This window comes from Granulicella aggregans, from assembly GCF_014203275.1.
Lineage (GTDB): Bacteria > Acidobacteriota > Terriglobia > Terriglobales > Acidobacteriaceae > Edaphobacter.
This window is the reverse complement of sequence record NZ_JACHIP010000001.1, coordinates 1,058,384-1,082,313: the sequence shown is the minus strand read 5'-3', so window position 1 is coordinate 1,082,313 and position 23,930 is coordinate 1,058,384. Positions and strand designations below refer to the sequence as shown.

Sequence of the window (23,930 nt, the reverse complement as noted above, 5' to 3'; positions counted from 1 at the left end):
TGAAACTAAATACGAGTGACGAAATTGTCAACTCGTAACTTTATCTCACGGTCAAATTCATGCGGTGAGGGAACGAATCGCAACATTTGCCACAGCGAGGGCTTCGTCTTCGAGGCTCTTGCCGGCCTGCTCCAAAAGCATGGGATGAAAGAACAGATCTGTCATGTTGGAGATCGCCCCGCAGGTTTCTTCCAAGGGGGTCTTACGCTCAAAGTCACCGGACTCCCGGCCCTGGACGATGATCCTGCGGATGAGCTGAAAGCGGGCATCCTTAAATCGAGCCAGGGACCCCCAGCGCTCCTCGAAGGAGACCAGCACCATGTCGTGAATCTTTCTCTCGTCGTTGAGGAAGCCCCAGCCCTTGCTCTCTAAACCTGTAAATACGCGGCGCAATTTATCAACTGGGGACTTTACGGCAGCCACCAGCTCTTCGACCTCCGCCAGCGCCCGGTTCAGGCATTGCGAACAGATCGCTTCGCCCAGAGCCTGTTTGGAATCGAAGAACTTGTACAGGTAGGGAGTGGACAAATTGATGGCCTTCGCGATGTCGGCGAGGGTAGTCTTCCGGTAGCCGTAGAGGCGAAAGTGCTCGTCGGCGGCTTGAAGAATCTGCTGCCGGCGTTTGTGATCGATTGGCCCTCTTTGCCCGGGTGCTCCACCAGCTTCGATGATCGTTTCCTGCTCCATACCCCGATGCTAAACGATCGAGCGACTTGACACAAGGTTACGATTTACGTTATTCATAACTTGCCATGAATGGATCGAACCAATCGCTCTCGTCGAACAACGGCCGCGCAACCAAACTCCTCGCCACCATCCTGGCGGCGATCTTAGCGGCAACCACGCTTCTCACGGTTGGATGTGCGGTAGGGCCAAGGTACAAGCAGCCGGTTGTCAAACTGCAGCCGTACCACAACGCTCCGGAGATCCAGGGACGCACGGATGCTCCTGCGGCTCCAGTGCTCGATACGTGGTGGACGGGGTTCAACGACCCTGCTTTGACCAGGATCGTCGAACGCGCTCTCGCACAGAACCTCGATCTCGCCGCATCGGTAGCGCGCGTCGAGCAGGCACGAGCCGTGGCGAGGCAGGCTGGGGCGAAGCGCTTGCCTAATGTCAATCTCCAGGGAGACAGCAACTCGTTTCGCCAATCCCTGGATAGCCCGTTCGCGCGGTACGCTTCAGCATCCCCGGGATACGACCGCAATCAGAGCTACCTTGACCTGGGCGTGGGAGCGACCTGGGAGGCCGACATCTTCGGAAGTCTGAGACGAGGTGCAGAGGCTGCAAATGCAGAGATGCAGGCTGCCGAAGCGGAGCGTCTGGGGACTCGAGTGTCTGTAGTCGCCGAAGCCGCCGATGCCTATATGCAGATCCGTGGGGCCCAGGTCAGACTCGCGGTTGCAGAGGACCAGATTGCTACCGATGAGCACCTTCTCAAGCTCGTCGCTCAGCGTAAGGGTGCAGGCGTAGCCTCCGATCGCGAACTCGCACAGGCGGAGGCGCTTCTCTCGCAGGCGAAGGCTACCGTGCCTACACTGAACATTATTCTTGAAGCTCAGTTGAACCGGCTCGATGTGCTGATGGGGGCGCAGCCCGGCACGTACGCTGCGGAGTTGAGTACGACCACCGATATCCCTGTTATCCCAGGCATCGCAAACGCTTTGGACGCCTCCGAACTGCTTCGCCGCCGCCCGGATATCATCGCCGCAGAGCGGAGAGTTGCAGCCTCGAATGCCCGAATAGGGGAATCTATCGCCGAGTATTACCCGAAGATCTCTCTTTCAGCGCTCCTCGGAAATCAGGCGATCAGCCCTGGGGACTTGTTCCGCGCGCGGGCCTTTCAGCCTTCCGCGGTAGCTGGTTTACGTTGGCGACTGTTCGACTTTGGGCGAGTGGACGCTGAAGTGAAGCAGGCACGGGGAGCAAACGCCGAAGCTCTGGTGCAGTACCGTAAGTCCGTCTTGCGGGCCACTGAAGATGTCGAGGACGCGTTCAGCGCATTGGCCCAATCCGAGTTGCGGAGCCGTGAAGTTTCTCATGAAATTTCTTCTCTTCAACGAGTGAAGGATCTTTCGGAACAGTCCTACAAAGCCGGCGTCATTCCGCTTACAGATGTGCTCGACGCCGATCGTCAGCTGCTCATTGCGAAGGACGATCTCGCTTCAACCCGGGAGTCTGCTGCACGCGCTGCCGTCAGTTCGTTCAGAGCACTGGGAGGCGGCTGGAGGCTGTAGCGGAGGCAGGTCCTCGCAGCCCTAAGCCATCCTCTTTCCATCCGTGTCCGGGATAAACACCTCGATGAGGGTGCCCCGGTACGGACCGTCTGTTCTCGTACGGACACGAATCGTCCCACCGTGTTTCTTAACGACCTCCGCGCTCAGCCAAAGACCAATTCCGGATCCGTTTGTTTCCTTGGTGGTGTAAAAAGCATGGAAGATTTTTGAAACGATAAGATGCGGAATTCCTGGACCGGAATCGCTGAAGAGGAATCGCACGCCTTTCGCACCTGTGCGCTGGTCGGACGACTCCACGCACCGTGCAATCAAACGTCCACCTACACCCCGCATGGCATCTACAGCATTCGAGATGAGGTTGCCGAACACCTGGCGAATCTCACCGGGATAGACCTTGAGAGGGCGATTGCAGTGTATGACTGAGACGACTTCAATCTTGTTGCTGAGCATCTGCGAGCGAAACATCGCCAGGGTTCCGTCAAGCAGATCTCCAGTGTTTGCAAACACCTGATTTTTTGATTCGCGATGATAGGCAAGGATCTGCTTGGTGATCTCGCTGATTCGAACGAGCTCTGTCGCCGCCTGCGTCAGATAGCCGTGAACATCACTCCCCGCAGGCGTACCTTCTATCGACAGGAAAAGAAGATTGGACATTGCTTCAAGCGGATTATTGATCTCATGAGCGATGACGTGGGCAAGCCGTCCGGTCGCTGCCAGGCGCTCACTCATCTTTATCGTCTCTAAGAGCTTCTTATGATCGGTGATCTCCGTCACGAGAAAGACTGCACCGTTACTGCTCTGTGGGTCGGATTCTATGTTGTCGAAGCGGGCCCTGAACCACCGTGAGTTCCAGGAGACCTCTACGGATCTCCCTCCAGTTCCTTCTTCCAGGAAATCGCTGAAACGTTGTTCGAATCTCGACTCGAAGACCGAAGCAAGAGGAATTCCCTCCACCTCCGATGCAGTCAGGACGAGCGATTCCAGAAAAGTACGATTTGCTCTCAGGATCTTGCCCTCTGAGTCGACGAGCGCAAGGCCATCGCTAAGTCCGTCAAAGGTGGTTTGCCACTGCCGCGAAGATAGATTCGATAGCGTCTCCGCCCGACGCAAGCGAAGAAGCGCGCTGACCTGCGCAAGAAGCACCGTAGGCTCAACGGGTTGCGTCAGGTAGGAATCCGCGCCTCCCTCCAGTGCTTGAACTTTGCTCTCATCAGAAACAAACGAAGCGGAGATTTGCAGCACCGGGATGCTCGCGGTTAAGGGGTTCGACCTTAGACGGCGGCAGACATCGTAGCCCAGCATATCGGGTAGATTTACGTCAGAGATAATGAGGTCGGGAAGAGACATCGCCATCGCCAATCCCTGCGTGCCATTCTCCGCTTCCGCGATGGAATAGCCTGCCCGGGTCAATATATGCCGAAAGATATAGCGGGTCTGTTCCTGGTCATCGATGATCAGGATCTTTCGAGGCGACATAGGTTCAGGCATCACGATCGTCCTTCTTCGTGTGCGCAGCTAGTGTATTCATTAGTTCCCTGACTCTTATGCCTGCATCCGGCAGAGTTAGATTCTGCTTCGGGAAGATTGCGATCGTATTCCCTCTGAAGAAGTCCAACTCGCTGCCATCAAGAACTTTGGTGGAATGCAGAACCACGGGAGTCTCAGCGATATCCGGCGAATTCCTCAGATCCTTGAGCACTTCCAAACCATTTAAGCCCGGCATATAGAAGTCCAGGAAGATGATACTAGGTCTAAGCTCGTGGGCCATTTGCAGGCCTTCGCGACCATCCCTTGCTTCAAATACCTCATATTGAGAATCGGAGATCTCCCCGCGCAGCAGATAACGCGAAACCTCGTTGTCGTCGATCATCAGAATCCGCGGTCGATTCGTCATCGATGTGATCTTTCGCACCGCAGCGATCATCTGGTCGGGGTGAAATGGCTTGGCGAGGTAGGCATCAGCTCCGAGTCCATAGATCTTTCGTTCGTCATCCGAGACGCTCATTACCAGAACTGGTATCGAATTAGACTTATTTTTCAACTCCTGCAAGAAATTCCACGATGTTTCTGCTCGTAAAAGCAAATCCAGAACGACCGCAGCCGGACGGATCTTCGATATCAGTCTCTGAGCCTGGTCGACGGAGGAAACCGAGTATGTTTGAAATCCCGCAGCCGAAAGGTACCGAGCATAGATGAATGCCGTCTCGGAATTATCTTCAACGATTAAAACGAATTGTTTAGCCGGGTCTATCTCCGGCAGTTCTATTTCGACGGGCGGCGCGCTGCCCCGGTAATTCGAAGGAACCTTGAGTATGAAGGTCGATCCCTGGCCCACGACACTTCGAACTTCTACAGTGCCTCCCAGCAGCTCCGCCAGCTTCCGAGAGAGAGGGAGTCCCAGGCCCGTGCCTTTAACTCTTCGCTGCATGCTGCTTTCGATCTGCGCGAACTCCTCGAAGATGACCTGCAGGTCAGATTCAGAGATGCCAATCCCTGTGTCGGCAACGCAGAATTCGACACTTGTGTCGATCCTTTGAGCCGTGACGCGCACCTCTCCGCGCGGAGTAAATTTGATCGCATTGGAGATGAAGTTGCGCAAGATCTGCGAGACCTTCTGCTCGTCTGTAAACAGTGCAGGCAGTTCCTCCGGAACTTCGAAGATCAAACTCAAGGAGCTGTCGGCGAGCAGCGGTTTGAGCATTCCACGAAGAGCGCCAAAGAGATCGGCAGCATCGAAGCTCTTGGGCTTCACTTCCAGGCGACCGGCTTCCACCTTTGCCAGATCGAGAAGATCATCCACCATCTCCGACAACTCATGGGCCGACTTCTGGATGAACCGGATCTGTTGGTCCTGCTCGGAACTAAGTTCGCCATCCATGCGATCCAACAGCATGCGAGTCAGTGCGAGCATGGAATTCAGAGGGGTACGAAACTCATGCGACATGTTCGAAAGGAAGCTGCTTTTTAATTCTGAAGCCCGCCGCAGATAGTCTGCGCGCTCGTCCAGTTCGGCATAGAGAGCGACCACACCCCGGTTGGTGTCCTGCAACTCGCTGTTTAGCTGGACCAGTTCCTCTTTGCGTTCGCGTAGTTCGTTGAGGGTACGGAGAAGTTCGCGATTCTGTGTTTGGAGTTCGTCGATTGGAGTCGCTGGATGTTGTCTCTTCAACTCGGCCGAGACTCGCTGAAGAGTTGCGGCATCGATCGCTTCACCGGCGTGGGGAATAAGCTTTCCGAACTGTACCTTGGTTCCGTGCCGCGTGGTTTCGATTGAGAAGGCGTCCATAAGACGCTTTGTTCCCAGAAGCCCCATCCCCATGCCGGTCTTCGAGCGATAGGAGCCGCCCAGAACCTCGTCAAGGTGAGGAATGCCTCCCCCTTGATCGGTGACCGATATCAAGAACAGGAGACTCGTCTGATCCACGGTGAAGGAGACCGCGCCGCCACGGGCATAGCGGAATGCATTCCGTGCGATCTCGGAGACGGCAGTCGCAATCCTTATCTGGTCATGATGATCGAACCCCAGAGTTTCAGCGATCAAACGTGCTCGTTGCCGGGCGCTGACGACATCCCGTTCGTTGGCGAGCATCAGGCTGTGAAGCTCGTGATTCATTGGAGCGTTCCTCCAATCGGTGCCAGCAATACCGTTGCGTCGTCCCTCTTTCTGGCGAAGTCCCGATAAAGCACTCCTGCGATAAGAGCAGGATTTCGGTTTTGCAGTCCAGGATAGGCGGCGAGGCTCGTCTTCGTGCCGAGTCCATCTGAAAACATCAACAAGGTCGTAGTCCGCTCGATTGGATAGCTGTATTCCTGGGGGACCCGCGGCATGATGGCACCCAGGGTGCCATTTTGTGAAACGAGGCTTCTGGAATTTGTGCCCGTGATGAGAGATGCTCCGATATTCCCAACCCCGGCATAGGTAACAACCAGTCGATCGTGGTCCACCACGGCAAGAGACATTGCTGCGCCCCTGGTCTTCTTGAGAGCATCATGCGATCGCGAGATGATATCAAGGACGGGTTCGCGAGAAAAGCGCCGCACGGTTGCGATGGCCTCCTCTGCGGCCTCCGCCGCCCCAGCGCCGTGCCCCAGGCCGTCAACCATCATGTAGAGCGATTGTGAGCTTCCGGCCTCGGTGAAGAAGCCGTCTCCGCATTGAGTCTCGCCATGAACCGGAATGCTCACAATGCCAAGCACCTGTTCCGGCACGGTTCCACGCAGAAAACGGCTCCATTGAACCGTACCCTTGCCAGGTATCGAGTAGAGCGAGGATTGATCGGAGAGGCGGTTGACCGCGCCAAGTCCTTGTCCTGCGGTGCCGACAGTGGAGTACCCATCTTCCATCGCTCGTCCGATGTCTGAAATACCCGGCCCCGAATCCATCCCGAGAATGTCGAGCCAGTTCGTCTCCTTCTTGGTGAAGGGACATATCAAGAGTTCTCCACCCTGGGCGTGCAGCAGGATGTTCGTTGCGACTTCCGTGACCGTGATGCCGATATCGCTGCGTCGCTCCTCGTCAAAACCAAGCTCCTGCGCAGCCAGGTTTGCGGTTCTCCGAGCCTCTCCGATGGAGCTGCGATCCGTGATCAGGATCGATTTCTGTTGTCGCCGCAAAGGTCCACTACTTCCAGCGAATGATCGTTACGGTTGTACCCCGCCCCGGCTCGCTATTGATTTCGAATTCATTCACAAGCCGCTTGCTGCCACTGAGTCCAAGCCCCATTCCACCGGCAGACGTATAGCCGTCCCGAAGCGCGAGCTCGATGTTGGCGATGCCCGGCCCCTGGTCGTCGAAGATCAGCCTGATCCCCTTCTTTGTCCCATTTTCGACGATTTCAGCGGTCATCGTGCCACCGCCGCCGTGTTCCAGCGTGTTGCGAGCCAGTTCACTCGTTGCGGTGACGAACTTCGTCTGGTCGACCAAGCTGAACTTCAGTTCAGCGGCCCAGGACCTTGCCACCTGACGCACTCGAACCACATCGTTCGAGACGTCGATACGATATGTCTCACGCTTCAGAGCCATCAGTCTCTTCGGGCTCCGGTCCCTCGTCCATGTACTCCTGTAGAAGCTGCATCCCGCGCTCGACGTTCAGGGCGGTCTTGATCCCTGGAAGCGCCATTCCGAGTTCAACCAATGTAATCGCCACGGCTGGTTGCATCCCCGTGAGAACTGTCTGCGCGTCGAGCACCCTGGACATCGCCGCAATGTTCGCGAGCATTCGCCCGATGAATGAGTCGACAATCTCCAGTGAGGAGATATCGATCAGGACGCCGCGAGAACCATATCTGGCAATCTGGGATGTCAGGTCTTCCTGCAGCGACATAGCCAGCTCGTCATGCATGTCCACCTGGATCGTGACCAGAAGGCAGTCTCCGACCTTGAGAATAGGTATCCGATCCATACTTAGAGTTCCTTTGGCTTAGGAGCGCTTCCCTTTGTCGAGACGACCGTCTTACCCGAGCGCTGCAGAGCCAATGCAAAGGCGTCCGAGAGCTTCGCTTTCGTCTGAATATCGGTCAGGTCGATACCCAGGTGCACGATGGTCTGTGCAATCGCCGGACGTATGCCGCTCAAATAACAATCCGCTCCCATCAGCCGCGCGGCGGTGATGGTCTTGATGAGATGCTGTGCGACCAGAGTGTCGACCGTAGGCACGCCGGTGATATCAATAATGGCGACCTGGCTATTCGTGTCGACAATTGCCGTCAAGAGAGACTCCATCACGACCTGGGTCCGCGCGCTGTCCAGGGTCCCAATCAACGGGAGCGCGAGGATTCCATCCCAGAGCTTCACCACAGGCGTTGAGAGCTCCAGCATCTCCTCTTGTTGACGCTGAATCGTCAGTTCCCTGAAGCCAATCGCGTTCGTGACGGTCAGCATGGATAGTTTGTCCAGCAGGTTCCCCGCCGCCCATATTTCTGTGACCAACTCGGACGGGTTGGACTTCATGGCGTCCCGCAATGCGTTAAACACGGGCTGCTTCATCGAAAGCACGAAGAGCGCGGTTTCGGCAGGGGTAAATCCCTGATCCATCCGCGACTTCGCTACATCCTTGAGAAATTCCTTCGTAGAGGCGAATGCCGCCGACTGGACATCCGAACTCGTCTGTGAGGCCTCGGTAAAGAGACGCAGCAGCTCGGTCGCCTGCTGCCTGATTTCAGTGTCGCCCATGAGGTCGGTGCGACGTGTACTTGTAGCCATCTCGCTGAGCCACCCTGAAAGAATGGCGGTCTCGTTGGCCTTAATCACTTGCTGGAATGCACTCATTTTAAGTCGCCTCGCCCTAGCTTTACAGGCACCTGATTCTATCGCATCCCCTGCCGACCCAGAGCGAAACTCTGTCGCTTGAGACGCATAAGAAGTTGCGGGCTAGCCGGTAAACGATGCGCACCGGTTGTACTGTCCGTTAATCGCGAGGTGCCGGCTGGAATAGCCGCCAGATCGTGTTCGCCCTGACATCTTCGCTTATGCAGGTCCACTTCGTGAAACCTACGACAAATCTCTTCATTCATGGAGAGGAGTCAATCAAAAGGCGATACGGGGTAAGACGTCGATAGGCTCCATGTCCACTTCTACTTGAAGATCGTGTGAACCCCCACCAAGGATGAGCCCACGAAGCGGGCTGACATCGCCGTAATCTCGTCCCCAGGCCAGGGTGACGTGCCCGTCGGTCGGGGCGATGTCGTTGGTTGGATCCATGTCGATCCATCCGGCCCCTCGGCAATAGGTAGAGATCCATGCGTGAGATGCGTCCGCGCCGATGAGCCTCGGCCTGCCTGCCGGTGGATACGTCCTGAGATAGCCACTGACATAACGGGCCGCAAGTTTGATCGACCTGAGGCAGGCAATCTGAACGTGTGCGAAGTCCTGGCAGACTCCACCTCGCTTCTTGAACACCTCTTCAGGAGTGGTCCGAACCGTCGTCACGCGTGAGTCGAAGCGGAAGTCTTTGTGGATGCGCGAGGTGAGTTCCGTGAGAGCGTCAAGCATCATCCGGCCTGGCGTGAAGGACTCCAGAGCATACGCTGCGAAATCATTCGCGATCCGAATGCGAGGCGACTCGAACTGATACTGGTAGGCGTCGAGTCCCTCGGGAGTGTGATCTTCACGCAACAGGAGGGTCGATTCCTCCCAGGGAAGAGATGCGCGGGCGTCCGGTACCCGATCGCCTGTACGCAGGACTTCGCTGAAGGACTCGACGATAAGCTCCTTGTGAGGCTCTTCGATCGTAAAGAACCAGAGCGCATTCCCGAAGTAGTCGATGCGCTCGTCAAGCGTCTTGGGTTCAGGGAAGATCTTCAGCGAGTTTTGAACGACCTGGTTCTGCTCATAAGATCGCGGCTTCAGGCACGCTACGTGACTGCCCACCGACACCGGAGAGACATACCTGTACGTCGTTCGGTGGTTGATCTTGTAAAGCATGGCCTACTTCATTGTCCCATGGTGATTGGAAGAGTTCGTGCGTGGCTGAAGTAGCGGCTGGACAGGTTGTTCGACCAGGACGGCAGCAGCTGTTCAAAGTCGGCGAGTAGCCGGTCGAGCCGCCCAAGCGCTGCATTGCGGCGTCCAAGCTTGTCCTGGGCGGGATAGAGCATCGCCTGGAGGTCGAGGCTGCGAAGCCGGTTCAGCGCGTTCACCATGGTCTTCAGGTCGCCGGTATCGTGCCGGGGCAACTTCTCATAGAGTTCCACAAGGTGCTCGATCTGGAAGGCAAGCGAGCGGGGGTTGGTCTCATCCATCATCAGTACATCGATCACAGCAATCGGCTGAAGTGTGGTGTAGTACCGAGTCCGATAGGTTACGGAACTATCCGCGACATCAAGTAGATAGGCGAGATAGTCCCAATTCTCCGCGGAGAGCGGACGGGTGATGACGCGAAGCTGCCGCGTCATGTAGATCGCCCGCTCGAGTCGCCTGCCGATGCTCATGAACAACCAGCCCGAGCCGCGAATGAGGTTCTCCCGCTCCATGCCGGAGAAGGCGGAGAGCAGCTCCAGGCACCCGGTGAGCATCCCGGAATACTCGGCTAAAGGCACGCCCGGCTCTGCGTCCATTGCCGTGCGAAGTTGTCCGATGAGCAGCGTCAAGTCGGCGGACAGGCGCTCGCGCACATTGCCGCCGATGCGCCCCACTTCAGCCAGAGTGCTTGGCAGACTGTCCCAGCGCTTGATATCGGTAAGCATCGAAAGAAGTTCTTTTTCGAAGAGAGCAAAGGTGGTCGCCGCAAGCTTCGTCTTGCGAAGTTTGCTCTTGCTGGAGCCGAGACTGCTGTGCAGACTCATAAGCCCGCCAAGCTCCGATACCTCCCCGTGCCGAACCTTGGGGACCAGGCAGCGCAGGATGCGGGCGATGTTTTCGGCGCGCTCGACATACCGGCCAAGCCAGAAGGTGTTGTCGGCGACGCCGCTGGGGACAATGTGGGAGGCGCGGCGCAACTCCAGGGGCTCGTTGACGGGCCGCAACATGCTGAACGTATCCACCGGATCGTTTGAGAGCACCCAGGCGTCCTTACTATGGCCGCCACGCTGCATCGAGACCACCGTGCCATCGGCCTCGGAGACACGGACGAGACCGCCGGGGAGCGCGATCCAACCATTTGGCGTATTCAGTACGAAGGTTCGGAGAACGATGCTCCGAGGGTTGAGGCGATCATCCTCCCAGACTGGGGCAGTCGAGAGCGTCACCTGCTCTTGAGCGACATACTCGTGCGGGAAGGCGCGTACACGTTCGATGAGTTCGGCTTTTTTGGCTTCGGGAAGCTCCGATCCGAAGACCGGCTCCATGCCGCGTGAAGGGAAAGCTGGCTTCACGACGACGGAATCGAGATGGTTGAGGACCCAGTCCAGCGCGCGATCCTGACCGCACCACCAAGTGGCCACAGACGGCAGCTTCAACTCTTCTCCCAGCAAGTGCCTTGATAGACCGGGAAGGAAAGGCATGATGGCGGCGGACTCGATCAATCCGCTCCCCAAAGCGTTTGCGACCGTCACGTTGCCGGCAACGATCGCCTCTACCAGCCCAGGGACGCCAAGCAGCGAATCACCGCGCAGCTCCAGTGGATCGCAGAATCCGTCGTCCACCCGGCGCAGAATCACGTCCACCTGCTCCAGCCCGCTGACTGTCTTCAAGTAGAGGCGGCGATCGCGCACAGTCATATCTGAGCCGACCACAAGCGTGAACTGGAGATACTTTGCCAGGAACGAGTGCTCGAAGTAAGTCTCGTTATGCGGCCCCGGCGTGTACAGCACGATGCGTGGATTCTCGCGCGGAGCCATGGCGATGAGCGCCTCGCGCTGCGCACGGAAGAATGGAGCCAGGCGTTTTACGTTGGACTCGCGAAAGAGCTCAGGCAGAAGGTCGGAGACGATGGTGCGATTCTCCAGGGCGTAGCCGCTGCCCGACGGAGCCTGCGTGCGGTCCGCCAGCACCCACCATTTGCCATCCGGCGAGCGAGCCAAATCGACGGCCAGCATATGAAGATGGCTATGCTTCGGAACTGGCACGCCGACGAGGGGCCGCAAGAATGAAGGATTGCCGTACAGGAGCGCCGCAGGAAAATGCCCGTTCTTCAGCAGGTTCTGGTCGCCGTAAAGGTCTTCAAGCAAGCGGCTGAGGAGCTCTGCGCGCTGAATGATGCCGGCCTCGATAAACTTCCATTCTTCTTCGAGCAGCAACAGAGGTACGACATCCGTCTTCCACGGGCGGTTCACGCCCAGCGGATCGCCGTACATGTTGTAGGTGATTCCGTTTTCGCGGATGCTCCGTTCGGCAAGCGCCCAGCGTCGCCGCAATTCCTCGGTGCCCAGCTGGTCGAGCGAGTGGATCAGTGGCTCCCAATGCGGGCGTGGACGCACGCCGTCAGTCGACGACTCTTCGTACGTCGTTCCGTAGCGGAGCGCGGTCTGGTAGAGGTCGCCGATCAAGGCACCAGCTCCTTTGGCCCGAAGTCGAGCGATGCACCCGGCGCCGGGAAACGCAGATCGAGCGTCATGGGATAGACAGGATTTTTCTCTTCCGGGGGCGTGAGCATCGGCTCCGACGGCGGCTCAGATACCACGAAGCGCTGCAACTTGCGAATCTTCGCCTCCTCCGCATCGCGCGGCCGGGCGGTATAGATCGTTCCATCCGGCGCTGCCGAGAAGTATGTGCAGCGCGCGATCGCACGGTTCTTCCACGTATCGATCAGGTCGAAGGTCAACGGGGTATGGATGGGAATGGTGGGGTGCAACGTGGCGGCTAGCCGACGAGCGCGGTAGCGGATGCCCGCTATGGCTTCGCCCTCGGCTCCAGTCGAGGTCAAAGGTACGCGGCGTCCGTTGCAGGAGACCACGAAGCGCGAGCCCGATGGCAGCCCGGCCACCTTGAGCTGCATGCGCTCGAGCGATGAGTCCACGCTGCGACCTGTGCCGCCAGCGCTCGTCTCTTCTGCAAGAACGTTCCAGGGCTCAAGCGCCTGACGAAGCTCCAGCGTGACGCCCTCCGCTGTGACGCTTCCGATCTTCGGAAAGCGGAACTCGAGGTGGGTGCGGAACCAGCTCTCTTCAAACTCCAGGCCCACCGAGCGAAGATAACGCAGGACCTCCTTGAAGTCGTCGTGAACAAAGTGCGGCAGCATATAACGGTCGTGCAACGTGCCTTCCCAGCGGATAAGCTCGCCAGTGAAGGGCTGCTTCCAAAGTGTGCTGACGAGCGCTCGCACCAGCAGCATCTGGACCAGTCCCATGCGGAAGTGCGGAGGCATCTCAAACGCACGCAACTCCAGCAGCCCGAGACGTAGCCCCTGTCCTTCGGGTGGGTACATCTTGTCGATGCAAAATTCTGCCCGATGCGTGTTGCCGGTCACATCCACCAGCAGATTACGGAATAGACCGTCGAGGATGTACGGCGGAACATCTCCGCCCGTCAGCTGGCTGAAGGCGACTTCAAGTTCATACAGCGCGTCCACGCGGGCTTCATCGACACGCGGATGCTGGCTGGTCGGCCCAACGTACATGCCGGAAAAAAGATACGACAACGAAGGATGCCGCTGCCAAAAGGTGACCATGCTGCGCAGCAGGTCAGGCCGGCGAAGGACGGGGCTTTCTGTCACGGACTTGCCGCCGAGCACGATGTGGCTGCCGCCGCCGGTAGAAAGATGGCTGCCGTCATAGGCGAACTTGCCCGCGATCAAGCGGTTGCCGTGCGTCTCTTCATGCAGGATTGCGTTGAGCTCTTCAAGATCGTCCCAGTTCGCCGTAGGCGGCAGGTTCACTTCCAGCACGCCGGGGTCCGGAGTGAGCCCGTAGAACCGCAGCCGCGGATCATACGGCGGCGGATAGCCCTCCAGCCACACCGGCATGCCAAGGTGCTTGCAAGTGTCTTCGACTGCAGCAATCAGGTCGAGATAGTCCGCAGCCACAGGCGTGTAAGGAAGGAAGACGTGGAGGCGGCCTTCCACTGCCTGAACGCACAGGGCGGGGCGGATGAGTTCCGGTGCAGTCTCTGCCGTGCTCGACAGCGGAGGCAGGAGATCAGGGTTAGGTTCAATTGCGAAGAGTTCCGGATGCCGGGCTGGCGACGCAGGCAGTTCTTCCGTCTCGTAAGTGAGTTCATCCGGAGCGACGAAGGGCACGAGATCGGCGGTGATGCGGTAGCCGATGGGCGAATCACCGGGGAAGAGGATCAGTCGCTCCGGGCGCTCGAACCATAGCTGGCTCGACCACGCGAGGCGGCCTTCAGGCTGGCGACGACGCAACGGAAGAATGTATCCGGTAGGTTCGTCGGCTTGGCCCGGTTCAAATGCGGGAAGGATGCTCTGACGGGTGACTTGAAGACGGTGTGAGAGTGCTTCGAGGAAGCGCCGACTGTCATCTATGCCGAAGCTGGTGACATCATCTTCCCAAGCAATCAGGTTTCCATTCTCCCAGATGGGCACGCCATCAACGCGGGAGACACAGAGGTAGGCCCAGCGTGGTAGAGGCTCCCCGGGATACCATTTGCCCTGGCCAAAGTGCAGCAGACCGCCGGGGGCAGTACGCTCGCGCAAGCGGCGAATCAAGATCAACGCCCGGGTGCGTTTGATCGCGCCCAGCGCTTCGAGGTTCCACTGTCCGCTTTCGGGCTCGTCCACGCCTACAAAGGTCGGCTCACCGCCCATCGTCAGCCCCACGCCCTCATCGGCCAACCTGCGATCGACCTCATGCGCCACCTCGCGCACCTTGGCCCACTGCTCGTCGGAAAATGGCTTCGCAAGGTTGGGCGCTTCGTTCAGGCGCCGAACAGACACGTTGAAGCTGAAGTCCACCTTCGCTGGTTCCACCGTGCCCCCGATTGGAGCCGCCTGTGAGGGGTTCGGAGTACAGACCAGCGGAATATGTCCTTCGGCGGTGAAGAGGCCAGAGGTCGGGTCCACGCCGATCCATCCTGCACCGGGAAGGAAGACCTCGGCCCAGGCATGCAGATCGGCGGAGTCAGTCTTTGGCGCCGCCGGATCCGCGTTGCCGGGATTGTCCGGAGCCAGCTGAATCAGGTATCCCGAGACAAAGCGCGCCGCCAGTCCTCGCGATCGGAATAGCTGTACGAGCAACCAGGCAGAATCGCGGCAAGATCCGGTGAGCTGATCGAGGGTCTGCTCGCAGGTCTGCACGCCCTGCTCCAGGCGCACGGTATATCCGATGCGGTCACGCACCCGCGCTGCCAGGCTTCCGACGAACGCAACTGTGCTCTGTGGCTCTAGAGGGATCTCTCTCAGAAGGGCCTTGAAGAGTGGGCCTGCGGGCGCAATCGAGCGATACGGCTCAAGGTTCTGCGCCAGATCGTCTGGATATTCAAACGGAAACGTCTCAAAACCGGGATCAAGGAAGAACGCGAACGGATTGATCGGCGTCATGTCCGCAACCAGGGTCACATCGACGACAAACTCCGATACCTTCTGCGGAAAAATCACGCGTGCCAGGTGATTGCCCAGCGGATCGAACTGCCAGTTCAGGATGTGCTCGGCCGGTTTCAGCTTTAACGCATAGCGAATGATGGGCGTTGCACAGTGCGGCGCGGGCCGCAACTGGATGACCTGGGGCCCAAACGAGACCGGTCTTTCATATCGATAGGCGGTTCGATGATGGAGCTCTACAGTTTTGTCCATGGATATCTCATGCTATATGTTGCATCAGACATGTATAGCGTCTATCGAACGACGGGCAATCTTTCTCGGTTCAGCCAATCCGATTCGAGAGCCGCTGCGATACGCAGAGCCGCGCTAAACTTGTGATTCGCGAAGACGACTATTCGACCTCAACTTAACTCAGGAGTCTTCTTTGCTCATTTTTTCCGACTTCGACATTCAATTTCGTCTCCCTGCCCCAACGGCGATCGTCGCCATGCTTCATCTGCATCCTTCGGTCGAGCCAAATCTGCGCTCCGGCAATCAGCTTGTGATCGAGTCGCTGGACGATCCCTTCAGTCACAGCCCGTCGTCGACCGACTACACGAAGTCGATCGTCCCCTCGCGCGAGTACACCGACGCTTTCGGAAACCGCTGCGCGCGCTTTATTGCTCCTGCTGGATACTTGTGGCTGTCTGGTTCCAGTGTGGTGGATGCCGATGAAGGTGCAGACCAGCCTCATCCCGACGCGAAACAATCCGAGATCGACGATCTGCCCCCCGAAGTACTGCAGTTTCTCCTGCCCAGCCGCTATTGCCAGGTTGACCAGTTCGGCGCACTTTCGCACGATCTGTTCAGCCAATATCCATCCGGATGGGAGCGTGCCGTGGCCATCCGCGATTGGGTGCATGAGAAGGTAGCTTTCAACTACAACGCCGCCCGCCCCACCAAGACTGCCATGGATGTGCTGACCGAGCGAGTGGGCGTCTGCCGCGATTTCCAGCATCTAGCCATCACGCTGACGCGCTGCCAGAACATTCCTGCCCGCTATGTCACCGGCTATATCGGGGACATCCGCCGACCCTTCAGCGGACCGGGCGACTTCAGTGCGTGGTATCAGGTGTTTCTTGATGGCAAGTGGATCGATCTGGATGCTCGCCACAACTTTCGCCGGTTGGGAAGGATCCTCATGGCAACGGGACGCGATGCCGCCGATGTTGCCATCACGACCAGCTTCGGGACTGCTCACCTGACCCACTTCTATGTGGATTCGAGGGAGATCGACGCAGAGGGGAAGACATTGCCACTGCCATCAGCCGGTCTGAGGGAGAACGGCGACCTGCCTGTGGCCGAGCACAGCACTCCGACTCAAACGAACAGCGAGTCGAGTCCTACACAGACTCAATCGGCTACATCCTAATGGCTCTTCTTTGGGAGTTTCAGCAAACCCAGCCTGGCAACTGGTATGCAATGGAGCTCCGCTTTTTCCCGCGAAGGTCGTCTGCTTGTACTCGCGCCGAAGAATCTACGAGAGCAGATCTCTGTGCCTGGAGTGGCGAACCGCACGCTACAATTCCGTAAAGTGTAACGGGGAGCGTGCGATGGGTTACGCAGAGTTGGGGTTGCCGTTACCAGGTCAAGAGCCATGGCGAGCGGACTTGGGCCATGCGAACGGGATCGATCTTCATGCCCAGTACCACTCCGAACGGACCGGGGGAGATTTGTTCGACGCGGTAGAGGTGGGGCCGCGCGTCGCTTTCCTTTTGAGTGATATTGCAGGCAGAAGGCCCGAGCTCGATCCAATCTCGGCGGAGATGCAAAGAGCATTTCGGGCGGGCTCTGCGGAAGCCTTCAGCGCCGTCGACGTGAACCTGATGGAAGCCACGGAGATGTTAGTCCATGCGATCAACCAGGCAATGATGGCGGTGGCGAAAGGGGCTCGTTTCGCCCCGACGATGGTTGGTTGCTACGATGCGCAGCTTGGAGTGCTCGCATACATCAATGCCGGCGGCCAGACGGCGTTGTTTCGCGATTCACAAGGCACCAGGGCTTTGCCGAATGCGTCCGTGCCGCTCGGACTATTTAGTCACCTGCCATATGACGCTTCGATTCAAGCATTTGAGCCGGGGGCAATGCTGATGGTGGTGACTAAGGGCGTTACGGGCAGCATGGCGAACAAGAATCCGTTTGGTCCGAAGAGAGTCATTGAACTGCTAGAGAGCGCGAACTATAAGTCCGCGAGTGGGGCATGCCAGGCGGTGCTGGCGGCTGCGCATCGGTTTGAGAAGAATCGCTGGGAGTGGGTGCCATTCAGAGGGAATTCGGTACGAGAAGATATGACCGCCTTGGCTCTAGTGCGGATCATCTAGGCCTGGGCAGCGAGCGCATCGTTCAAGAGGATCGCAGGAATAGACGCAGATCGCGGAGGTTGTTTCCCGTCGGCCCGGTTTTGACCAAAGCCCCGATTGCATTCAACAGCGGATCCGTATTGAATTCGAGCAGGGCATCCTCGACAGAGAGACCAAGCCTGTTCGCCTCCTGAACTGTATGTTGATCGCAGATGGCGCCTGCAGCGTCGCTGCCGCCGTCGATGCCATCGGAACCAGCACTGAAGATCGTGACATCTTCTCCGCTCAGAGCGGCCTGCTCCCCACACCACAGGGCAAAGTGCCCGTTCCGTCCGCCCAAGCCCGGTACGGCTGGTAATTGGACGCCGATCTCTCCCACCGAGATGAGACAGCTCTTTCGATACTTCTCAGCGAGCATCCTGCTGCGGTCGAGTAGGTAAGCTCCAGCCTTGCGGTACTCCCACTCATCGCATGTGTTGTCGATCACGACGTGAAAGCCTGCGGCACGCGCATGAACGGATGCTGCTTCGGCAAGGTCATCACTTGAAAGCACTGTTCGCCATTGAGACCGAGCAAAGATCGGCTCGTCCGTGCGAGGTGTCTCCGGGCATTCAGGGCTTTCAAGAAAGGCCCTGACGCTTTGAGGGACCTGCGAATGCTGACCCAACTCATCGAGTATGTGCAGGCAGTCTGCAAGCGTAGTGCTGTCAGGGAGTGTTGGGCCCGATCCAATTGCGTCGGGGGTGGATGTCGGGACGTCCGAGACGAGCAGTGTCAGTTGAAATCGGGCTGCTGAAGCGGCCTCCGCGAGACGCCCGCCTTTTACCGCCGAAACATGTTTCCGCAATGCATTCATGCGGGCAATCGACAGGCCGGAGCTGATCAGGGTGTCGTAGAACGAGTCTATGTCTCGAAGAGAGATTGACTCGTGGATCGGTTGCTCCATCATGGCGGACGCGCCTCCGCTGATCAGGAACACGAAAACGCTTCTAGCGGTTGCAGTACTTAGCATCGCGAGAGCGGCTTGGGCTGCGTCCAGGGAGACAGAGTCCGGGATGGGATGCGCACCCGCAAAGAATTCGGTGTTGGGCCAATCCGTTTTGTGATGCGCAGGTCCGACAACAATTCCGCGACGCCGCAGGCTCCGCACCGGGTTGAGGACCTGTTCGATAGCGGAATACATGGTGGCTGCAGCCTTGCCAACGGCGATCGTGATGACCTCATCCACCTCAGAGAAGGGAATCACAGATCCGGAAAGAACGAAGGAGTCCGCACTGACAGAGACCTGCGACGAGACGCGATGGCCGAGGTCAACCGTCTTGAGTGAGTTAGCGAAGATGGTTCGCGCGATCTCTGCCAGTTCCGTCAAATGTTTATGCCTCCCCTGAATGGCCCGTCTCGCCTCGCAATGACAATGTAAAGCGGTTGAACGTATCATGATCGCCTTACAGATTGAACCTCATGCAGCGTTCTTCGCTTCGTCGTGATTTTTTTGTCTAAGGAGCAGTCCTGAGCCTCTCCAGCCGCGGTTCCAATCTAACGCCTCCTTGGGTTTCCGCGCAGCCAGAGACAGCCCACGCGAATACGCTAGCGGTGCTCGGTCGCCGATGGTGGTACGTTCTGCCCGCTGTCTTCATCACTTATAGCCTCGCCTATCTGGATCGTGCGAACTACGGGTTCGGCGCAGCGGCTGGCCTGGCCGCGAGCCTTCGGATCGACGGCAGGCAGAGTTCCTTGCTGAGTGCGCTGTTCTTTCTGGGCTACTTCATCTTTCAGGTGCCGGGTGTGATCCTCGCCCGCAAGCGGAGCGCGACCAGGCTTGTGGCCCTCTCGCTCGTCGCCTGGGGATCTCTGGCAGCCATGACGGGCGTGCTTCACAGCTTCTGGATGCTCGCTCTCGTAAGGTTTTTGCTTGGCGTCGCGGAGAGCTTCATCTTTCCCGCGATGTTGCTCCTCATCACGCGTTGGTTCACCCGGCAGGAGCGGTCGCGCGCCAATACGATTCTGATGCTTGCGAATCCGATCACCGTTCTGTGGATGTCAGCCATTACGGGCTTTCTCATTCAATCGATAGGGTGGCAGCGAACGTTCATCATCGAAGGCATTCCTTCCATCCTCTGGGCGTTTGGATGGATCGCAATCATCCGCGACCGGCCGGGCCAGACGAAGTGGATGACGCCTGGCGCCTCGGCCGCGCTTGAAGCACAACTGGACGCCGAACAGAGTTCGATCGCGCCCATCGGCAGCGTTCGACTTGCGCTGCTTCGCCGCGATGTTCTCCTACTCATCGCGGCGTACTTCTGTTGGAGCCTCGGAGTCTACGGCTTTGTGCTCTGGCTCCCAACTATGGTGCGGCAGGGTGCAGCACTCTCCATGGGAAGGACCGGACTGCTGTCGGCAGCACCTTATCTCGTCGCTGTTTTGCTGATGCTGCTCGTCTCGCGCAGGTCAGATCGCACCCTGCGCCGGGTTTCGATGATCTGGCCGTTTCTGCTGAGTGCGGGCCTTGGGCTCTTCTTCTCATTCGCCTTCGCGCAGAGCAGCTTTGCCTTTGCCTTCGCTGGGTTGGTCGTCGCGGGTGCCTGCATGTACACGCCGTACGGTCCCTTCTTCGCAGTGGTTCCGGAGCTTGTGCCGCGCAACGTTGCCGCAGAGGTTCTTGCCACAATCAACAGCTCTGGGGCTCTGGGCGGGTTCTTTGGAAGCTACGCAGTCGGTTGGCTGCAGGCTGTCACGGGCAGTTCGCGTGCGGGATATCTTCTTATGGCGATGTCGTTTGTTTGTTCTGCGGCACTGATGTTCTTCGTGCGCGATCCAGGTAGATCAGGTCGAGGTAAGGTGGTCCAGGCACATGCTCACTGATGCCGAAATTCTCGATAGCAGTCCGGCACTCTTCGCCGATGTGAAGACCCACGCGCCGGGCCCAAGCGGTTCGCTGCCCATCACACCGGAGATGCTGCTGAACGAACCCTCGGGCAATCTCTTTGGTCTGTCGCAAAACGCAGGCATGGGATGGGAACCCGCACGGCTGCTCGACCCCGAGTTTCTTATTCTGAGTACGCACGGCGGAATGCGCGCGCAGGATGGTACTGCCATCGCGCTTGGATTTCACACCGGCCATTGGGAGGTAGGACTGCTGGTGGCGGAGGCGGCGCGCGAACTTCGCAATCGACACGCCATTCCTTTTGCCGGCGCATGTACCGACCCCTGCGACGGACGGACCCAAGGCACGGCGGGGATGCTCGATTCGCTGGCCTATCGCAACGATGCGGCCATGGTGTTGCGGCGGTTGATGCGATCGCTGCCGACGCGGAAGGGCGTGCTCGGTATCGCCACATGCGATAAGGGACTGCCCGCGATGATGATGGCGCTTGCCTCCTCGGGCAGCTATCCCAGCATTCTGGTGCCCGGGGGCGTGACTTTGTCGCCCGAAGGGGGCGAGGATGCAGGCAAGATCCAAACCATCGGCGCTCGCTTTGCGCAGGGCCAGATCACGCTGGAGTATGCGGCGGAGATGGGTTGCAAGACGTGCGCCTCTCCGGGCGGGGGCTGTCAGTTTCTGGGCACTGCGGCTACGGCACAGGTCGTCGGAGAAGCGCTTGGGCTTTCGCTGCCGCACACAGCGCTGGCGCCTTCGGGACAGCCTATCTGGCTCGATGCGGCGGCACGTTCGGCGCGGGCTCTACTGCGCATGGCGAAGTTAGGAATCGGCACACGAGACATTCTCACGCCTGCCGCCTTGCGCAACGCGATGGTGGTTCACGCTGCTTTTGGAGGATCGACCAATCTCCTGCTCCACATCCCGGCGATTGCTCACGCCGCAGGTCTTCCTCGTCCGAGCAAAGACGACTGGGCCTCGATCAACCGGCAGGTTCCGCGTCTCGTCGATGCGCTGCCCAACGGTCCGCACGGCTATGCCACAGTGCAGGTCTTTCTTGCGGGAGGCGTGCCGGAGGTGATGCTTCATCTGCGCGAGGCTGGTCTGCTCGACACTGCGGTGCGAACAGTGTCAGGCAATACGCTCGATGAAGTCCTCGACTGGTGGAAGCAGAGTGAACGCCGCGCCGCTCTTCGAGCGCGGCTCATGGACCTCAATGGCATCGATCCCGACGACGTCATTCTCTCGCCTGATCGCGCACGCGCGAGCGGCATGACTGCCACCGTCTGCTTCCCCTCCGGCAATCTCGCTCCCGAAGGTTCGGTTATCAAGAGCACCTCCATCGATCCGTCACTCATCGATGAGGAGGGCGCGTACCGGCACTCCGGTCCGGCGCGCGTCTTCATCACCGAGGCCGCTGCGATCGACGCTATCAAGAGGGGCAACGTCTCACACGGCGACGTGATTGTCCTGATCTGCGGAGGTCCGGCCGGTGCCGGTATGCAGGAGATCTATCAGGTCACTTCCGCACTCAAGAATCTGCCCTTCTGCAAACACGTCGCGGTACTGACCGATGCTCGTTTCAGTGGTGTGTCAACTGGCGCGTGCATTGGGCACATCTCTCCTGAAGCGCTCGCTGGAGGGCCAATCGGCAAGGTGCGTGAGGGGGATGTGATTGAGATCGCCGTCGACAGACGGGCACTGCATGGCTCCATCGACTTAGTAGGCGAAACGGATGAGAAATTCACTCCGGAAGAAGGCCGCCGACGCCTCGAGGCGCGCGCACCGCGTTCGGATCTCGCAGCACATCCAGACCTGCCCGATGACACGAGGCTATGGGCAGCGCTGACCAACGCAAGCGGCGGGGTCTGGGGCGGCTGCGTGTATGACACGGACAGCATCCTCGCCCAGTTGGAACGCGGTGCTGAGACAGAAGCACGACACCCAATTGAAAGGAAGATCGACGCATGAAGCTATACAGAACCACCCAAGGCATCCTGGTCGAAGCTGAGGGTAGCTTCCACACTCTTCCTAACAGAGGCTGGAGCGAACTTCTCGCCGACCCAGACCTCTTCTCGATTGCGCGGCAGGCGGCCGAGACTGCACCGGTTCAAATGGGCGCGGCATCGATTATCGCTCCTATCGTCGAGCAGGAAGTCTGGGCGGCGGGCGTCACTTACTTTCGCAGCCGGGATGCTCGAATCGCCGAGAGCAAGGAGGCTGGTGGAAGCTCATTTTATGATCGTGTCTACGCCGCAGAGCGACCTGAACTGTTCTACAAGGGTGCGGGATGGCGGGTGATCGGGCCCGGCGGGGCAGTGCGGATCCGGTCCGATGCAAGCTGGTCGGTACCCGAGCCTGAGCTCGCGCTGGTGATCAATCCATCCGGAAAGATCGTCGGCTATACCATCGGCAATGACATGAGTTCGCGAGATATTGAGGGCGAAAATCCGCTCTATCTGCCGCAGGCCAAGGTCTACGATGGAAGCTGTGCGCTGGGTCCGGCGATTCTTCTTGCCGACGAACCCCTGTCGAAATCAATCAGCATCGAGATTGAAATCCAGCGTAAAAGTGCAGTTATCTTCCAAGGAAACACTACGCTTGCTGAGTTAAAGCGAGAGCCAACGCAACTTGTCGAATACCTCTTCCGCGACCAGGGATTTCCGCATGGCGTCTTCCTGATGACAGGGACCGGCATCGTTCCCGGCGACGACTTCACCCTGCTCTCCGGCGACGTCATCCGCATTTCGATCGCCGGGATCGGCATTCTTGAGAATCACGTCGCGTAACAGCGGCGACGTCAATCAGAGTAGGTTGTTGACCGCGTTGGACTGACGTGAAAGCGAAAGTGTAGTCTTCTTTGCGAAGAGAAGGAGACTGCAATGCTGCGTCGTGATTTTGTGCGCGCGCTGGTTTCGGTTGGATTGTTGCCGAAGGCGCTGCTCAGTCAGCAGACACCAAAGTCTGCGCCTCCGCCGCCTGCGCCGGTGCCCTGGACGCTGGGGCTGAATCCGAAGACGCCGCTTCCTGTGACCGAGACGGCGGACGGGATCGCTACAGGCGAAGCGATTTTTTTTACGGTCGCGCAGATGGCGGCGATGACACGGCTGTGCGAGTTGCTGCTGCCCGCGATGGCCGGTAAGCCTGGAGCAGTGGAAGCCGGGACGCCAGGGTTTCTGGACTTTCTGATTGGGAAGTCCGGCGAGACTCGGAAGAAGGTCTACAGCGGGGGGCTGGAATGGCTGAACGCGGAGGCCATGCGCAAGTACAAGCGGAGCTTCGCAGAGCTCGATGCGACGCAGGCGGATGCGGTGATCAAGCCGTGGCTACGCATCTGGATGTCTGATCATCCTCCGACGGAGGCTCATGCGGACTTCATCAACATTGCGCATGAGGACATACGAACTGCGACGATGAATTCCAAAGCGTGGGACGATGCGAGCTCGGCAGCGGGGCAGGACTGGGTGACGGGCGGGCTGTACTGGTCGCCGATTGAGCCGGATCTGGCGGGGCTTGGAGCGACGGCGACACACCTGCCTCCCCATGTGATGGCGGTGCCGAAGGCGGCGCATAGTATGCCTTCTTATCCGCGTTGAAAACAATGCAA

General features: G+C 58.6%; 18 protein-coding genes. 7 read left to right on the top strand and 11 right to left on the bottom strand.

Annotated features, from left to right (window positions below; all coding sequences use genetic code 11):
* Window positions 1-57: 57 nt before the first annotated feature.
* Window positions 58-687: a TetR/AcrR family transcriptional regulator gene (locus tag HDF16_RS04625; RefSeq protein WP_184213927.1), complete on the bottom strand. Its 630-nt coding sequence runs from the start codon at window positions 685-687 to the stop codon at window positions 58-60.
* A 65-nt stretch (window positions 688-752) separates the two neighbouring features.
* Here HDF16_RS04625 and HDF16_RS04620 point away from each other — a divergent pair, with 65 nt between their 5' ends.
* Window positions 753-2,237 (top strand): efflux transporter outer membrane subunit, encoded by a 1,485-nt coding sequence (locus HDF16_RS04620; RefSeq protein WP_184213926.1) that lies wholly within the window; start codon window positions 753-755, stop codon window positions 2,235-2,237.
* Between the two features lie 21 nt (window positions 2,238-2,258).
* On the opposite strand, the gene HDF16_RS04615 is transcribed toward HDF16_RS04620, so the two are convergent.
* From HDF16_RS04615 to HDF16_RS04575, 9 genes are all read right to left on the bottom strand, one after another.
* On the bottom strand, window positions 2,259-3,725 hold the full coding sequence (locus tag HDF16_RS04615) for an ATP-binding response regulator (RefSeq protein WP_184213925.1): 1,467 nt from the start codon (window positions 3,723-3,725) through the stop codon (window positions 2,259-2,261).
* Window positions 3,718-5,850 (bottom strand): ATP-binding protein, encoded by a 2,133-nt coding sequence (locus HDF16_RS04610; protein WP_184213924.1) that lies wholly within the window; start codon window positions 5,848-5,850, stop codon window positions 3,718-3,720. Before HDF16_RS04610 ends, HDF16_RS04615 begins: the two co-directional genes overlap by 8 nt.
* On the bottom strand, window positions 5,847-6,851 hold the full coding sequence (locus tag HDF16_RS04605; RefSeq protein WP_184213923.1) for an ATP-binding SpoIIE family protein phosphatase: 1,005 nt from the start codon (window positions 6,849-6,851) through the stop codon (window positions 5,847-5,849). The genes HDF16_RS04610 and HDF16_RS04605 overlap by 4 nt, the downstream gene beginning before the upstream one ends.
* A gap of 7 nt (window positions 6,852-6,858) precedes the next feature.
* On the bottom strand, window positions 6,859-7,260 hold the full coding sequence (locus tag HDF16_RS04600) for an anti-sigma regulatory factor (RefSeq protein WP_184213922.1): 402 nt from the start codon (window positions 7,258-7,260) through the stop codon (window positions 6,859-6,861).
* A complete protein-coding gene (locus HDF16_RS04595; RefSeq protein ID WP_184213921.1) occupies window positions 7,244-7,639 on the bottom strand; it encodes an STAS domain-containing protein in 396 nt (131 codons plus the stop codon). The genes HDF16_RS04600 and HDF16_RS04595 overlap by 17 nt, the downstream gene beginning before the upstream one ends.
* Window positions 7,640-7,641: 2 nt before the next feature.
* Window positions 7,642-8,505 carry an STAS domain-containing protein gene (locus HDF16_RS04590; protein ID WP_184213920.1) on the bottom strand — a complete coding sequence of 288 codons (864 nt, stop codon included), beginning with the start codon at window positions 8,503-8,505 and terminating at the stop codon, window positions 7,642-7,644.
* A gap of 258 nt (window positions 8,506-8,763) precedes the next feature.
* Entirely contained in the window at window positions 8,764-9,660 is an 897-nt protein-coding gene (locus tag HDF16_RS04585) for a transglutaminase family protein (RefSeq protein WP_184213919.1), read from the bottom strand.
* 8 nt (window positions 9,661-9,668) lie between these two features.
* Window positions 9,669-12,161, bottom strand: a complete 2,493-nt coding sequence (locus HDF16_RS04580) for a circularly permuted type 2 ATP-grasp protein (RefSeq protein ID WP_184213918.1) — start codon at window positions 12,159-12,161, stop codon at window positions 9,669-9,671.
* The gene (locus HDF16_RS04575) at window positions 12,158-15,358 is read right to left on the bottom strand and encodes a transglutaminase family protein (protein ID WP_184213917.1); all 3,201 of its coding nucleotides are present in this window, start codon (window positions 15,356-15,358) and stop codon (window positions 12,158-12,160) included. Before HDF16_RS04575 ends, HDF16_RS04580 begins: the two co-directional genes overlap by 4 nt.
* Window positions 15,359-15,530: 172 nt before the next feature.
* On the opposite strand from HDF16_RS04575, the gene HDF16_RS04570 reads away from it, so the two are divergent.
* Together HDF16_RS04570 and HDF16_RS04565 are read left to right on the top strand one after the other, a co-directional pair.
* On the top strand, window positions 15,531-16,517 hold the full coding sequence (locus HDF16_RS04570) for a transglutaminase-like domain-containing protein (protein WP_184213916.1): 987 nt from the start codon (window positions 15,531-15,533) through the stop codon (window positions 16,515-16,517).
* A 238-nt stretch (window positions 16,518-16,755) separates the two neighbouring features.
* Complete coding sequence (locus HDF16_RS04565) at window positions 16,756-17,466, top strand: PP2C family protein-serine/threonine phosphatase (RefSeq protein WP_221312474.1); 711 nt, start codon at window positions 16,756-16,758, stop codon at window positions 17,464-17,466.
* A 22-nt stretch (window positions 17,467-17,488) separates the two neighbouring features.
* On the opposite strand, the gene HDF16_RS04560 is transcribed toward HDF16_RS04565, so the two are convergent.
* A complete protein-coding gene (locus HDF16_RS04560) occupies window positions 17,489-18,814 on the bottom strand; it encodes a glycerate kinase type-2 family protein (RefSeq protein WP_184213914.1) in 1,326 nt (441 codons plus the stop codon).
* 224 nt (window positions 18,815-19,038) lie between these two features.
* On the opposite strand from HDF16_RS04560, the gene HDF16_RS04555 reads away from it, so the two are divergent.
* The 4 genes from HDF16_RS04555 to HDF16_RS04540 all read left to right on the top strand — a co-directional run bounded on the left by HDF16_RS04555 (window position 19,039) and on the right by HDF16_RS04540 (window position 23,919).
* Window positions 19,039-20,307 (top strand): MFS transporter, encoded by a 1,269-nt coding sequence (locus HDF16_RS04555; RefSeq protein WP_184213913.1) that lies wholly within the window; start codon window positions 19,039-19,041, stop codon window positions 20,305-20,307.
* Window positions 20,297-22,294: a YjhG/YagF family D-xylonate dehydratase gene (locus tag HDF16_RS04550; RefSeq protein WP_184213912.1), complete on the top strand. Its 1,998-nt coding sequence runs from the start codon at window positions 20,297-20,299 to the stop codon at window positions 22,292-22,294. The genes HDF16_RS04555 and HDF16_RS04550 overlap by 11 nt, the downstream gene beginning before the upstream one ends.
* On the top strand, window positions 22,291-23,112 hold the full coding sequence (locus tag HDF16_RS04545) for a fumarylacetoacetate hydrolase family protein (protein ID WP_184213911.1): 822 nt from the start codon (window positions 22,291-22,293) through the stop codon (window positions 23,110-23,112). The genes HDF16_RS04550 and HDF16_RS04545 overlap by 4 nt, the downstream gene beginning before the upstream one ends.
* 93 nt (window positions 23,113-23,205) lie before the next feature.
* Window positions 23,206-23,919, top strand: a complete 714-nt coding sequence (locus HDF16_RS04540) for a gluconate 2-dehydrogenase subunit 3 family protein (RefSeq protein ID WP_184213910.1) — start codon at window positions 23,206-23,208, stop codon at window positions 23,917-23,919.
* Window positions 23,920-23,930 lie beyond the last annotated feature (11 nt).

What these genes read in the sequence shown, in the direction of transcription:
- HDF16_RS04620 (WP_184213926.1), top strand. Translation starts at nt 753, where the DNA reads ATGAATGGATCGAACCAATCGCTCTCGTCGAACAACGGCCGCGCAACC.
- HDF16_RS04550 (WP_184213912.1), top strand. Translation starts at nt 20,297, where the DNA reads ATGCTCACTGATGCCGAAATTCTCGATAGCAGTCCGGCACTCTTCGCC.
- HDF16_RS04615 (WP_184213925.1), bottom strand. Translation starts at nt 3,725, where the DNA reads ATGCCTGAACCTATGTCGCCTCGAAAGATCCTGATCATCGATGACCAG.
- HDF16_RS04585 (WP_184213919.1), bottom strand. Translation starts at nt 9,660, where the DNA reads ATGCTTTACAAGATCAACCACCGAACGACGTACAGGTATGTCTCTCCG.
- HDF16_RS04625 (WP_184213927.1), bottom strand. Translation starts at nt 687, where the DNA reads ATGGAGCAGGAAACGATCATCGAAGCTGGTGGAGCACCCGGGCAAAGA.
- HDF16_RS04590 (WP_184213920.1), bottom strand. Translation starts at nt 8,505, where the DNA reads ATGAGTGCATTCCAGCAAGTGATTAAGGCCAACGAGACCGCCATTCTT.
- HDF16_RS04600 (WP_184213922.1), bottom strand. Translation starts at nt 7,260, where the DNA reads ATGGCTCTGAAGCGTGAGACATATCGTATCGACGTCTCGAACGATGTG.
- HDF16_RS04610 (WP_184213924.1), bottom strand. Translation starts at nt 5,850, where the DNA reads ATGAATCACGAGCTTCACAGCCTGATGCTCGCCAACGAACGGGATGTC.
- HDF16_RS04595 (WP_184213921.1), bottom strand. Translation starts at nt 7,639, where the DNA reads ATGGATCGGATACCTATTCTCAAGGTCGGAGACTGCCTTCTGGTCACG.
- HDF16_RS04545 (WP_184213911.1), top strand. Translation starts at nt 22,291, where the DNA reads ATGAAGCTATACAGAACCACCCAAGGCATCCTGGTCGAAGCTGAGGGT.
- HDF16_RS04575 (WP_184213917.1), bottom strand. Translation starts at nt 15,358, where the DNA reads ATGGACAAAACTGTAGAGCTCCATCATCGAACCGCCTATCGATATGAA.
- HDF16_RS04540 (WP_184213910.1), top strand. Translation starts at nt 23,206, where the DNA reads ATGCTGCGTCGTGATTTTGTGCGCGCGCTGGTTTCGGTTGGATTGTTG.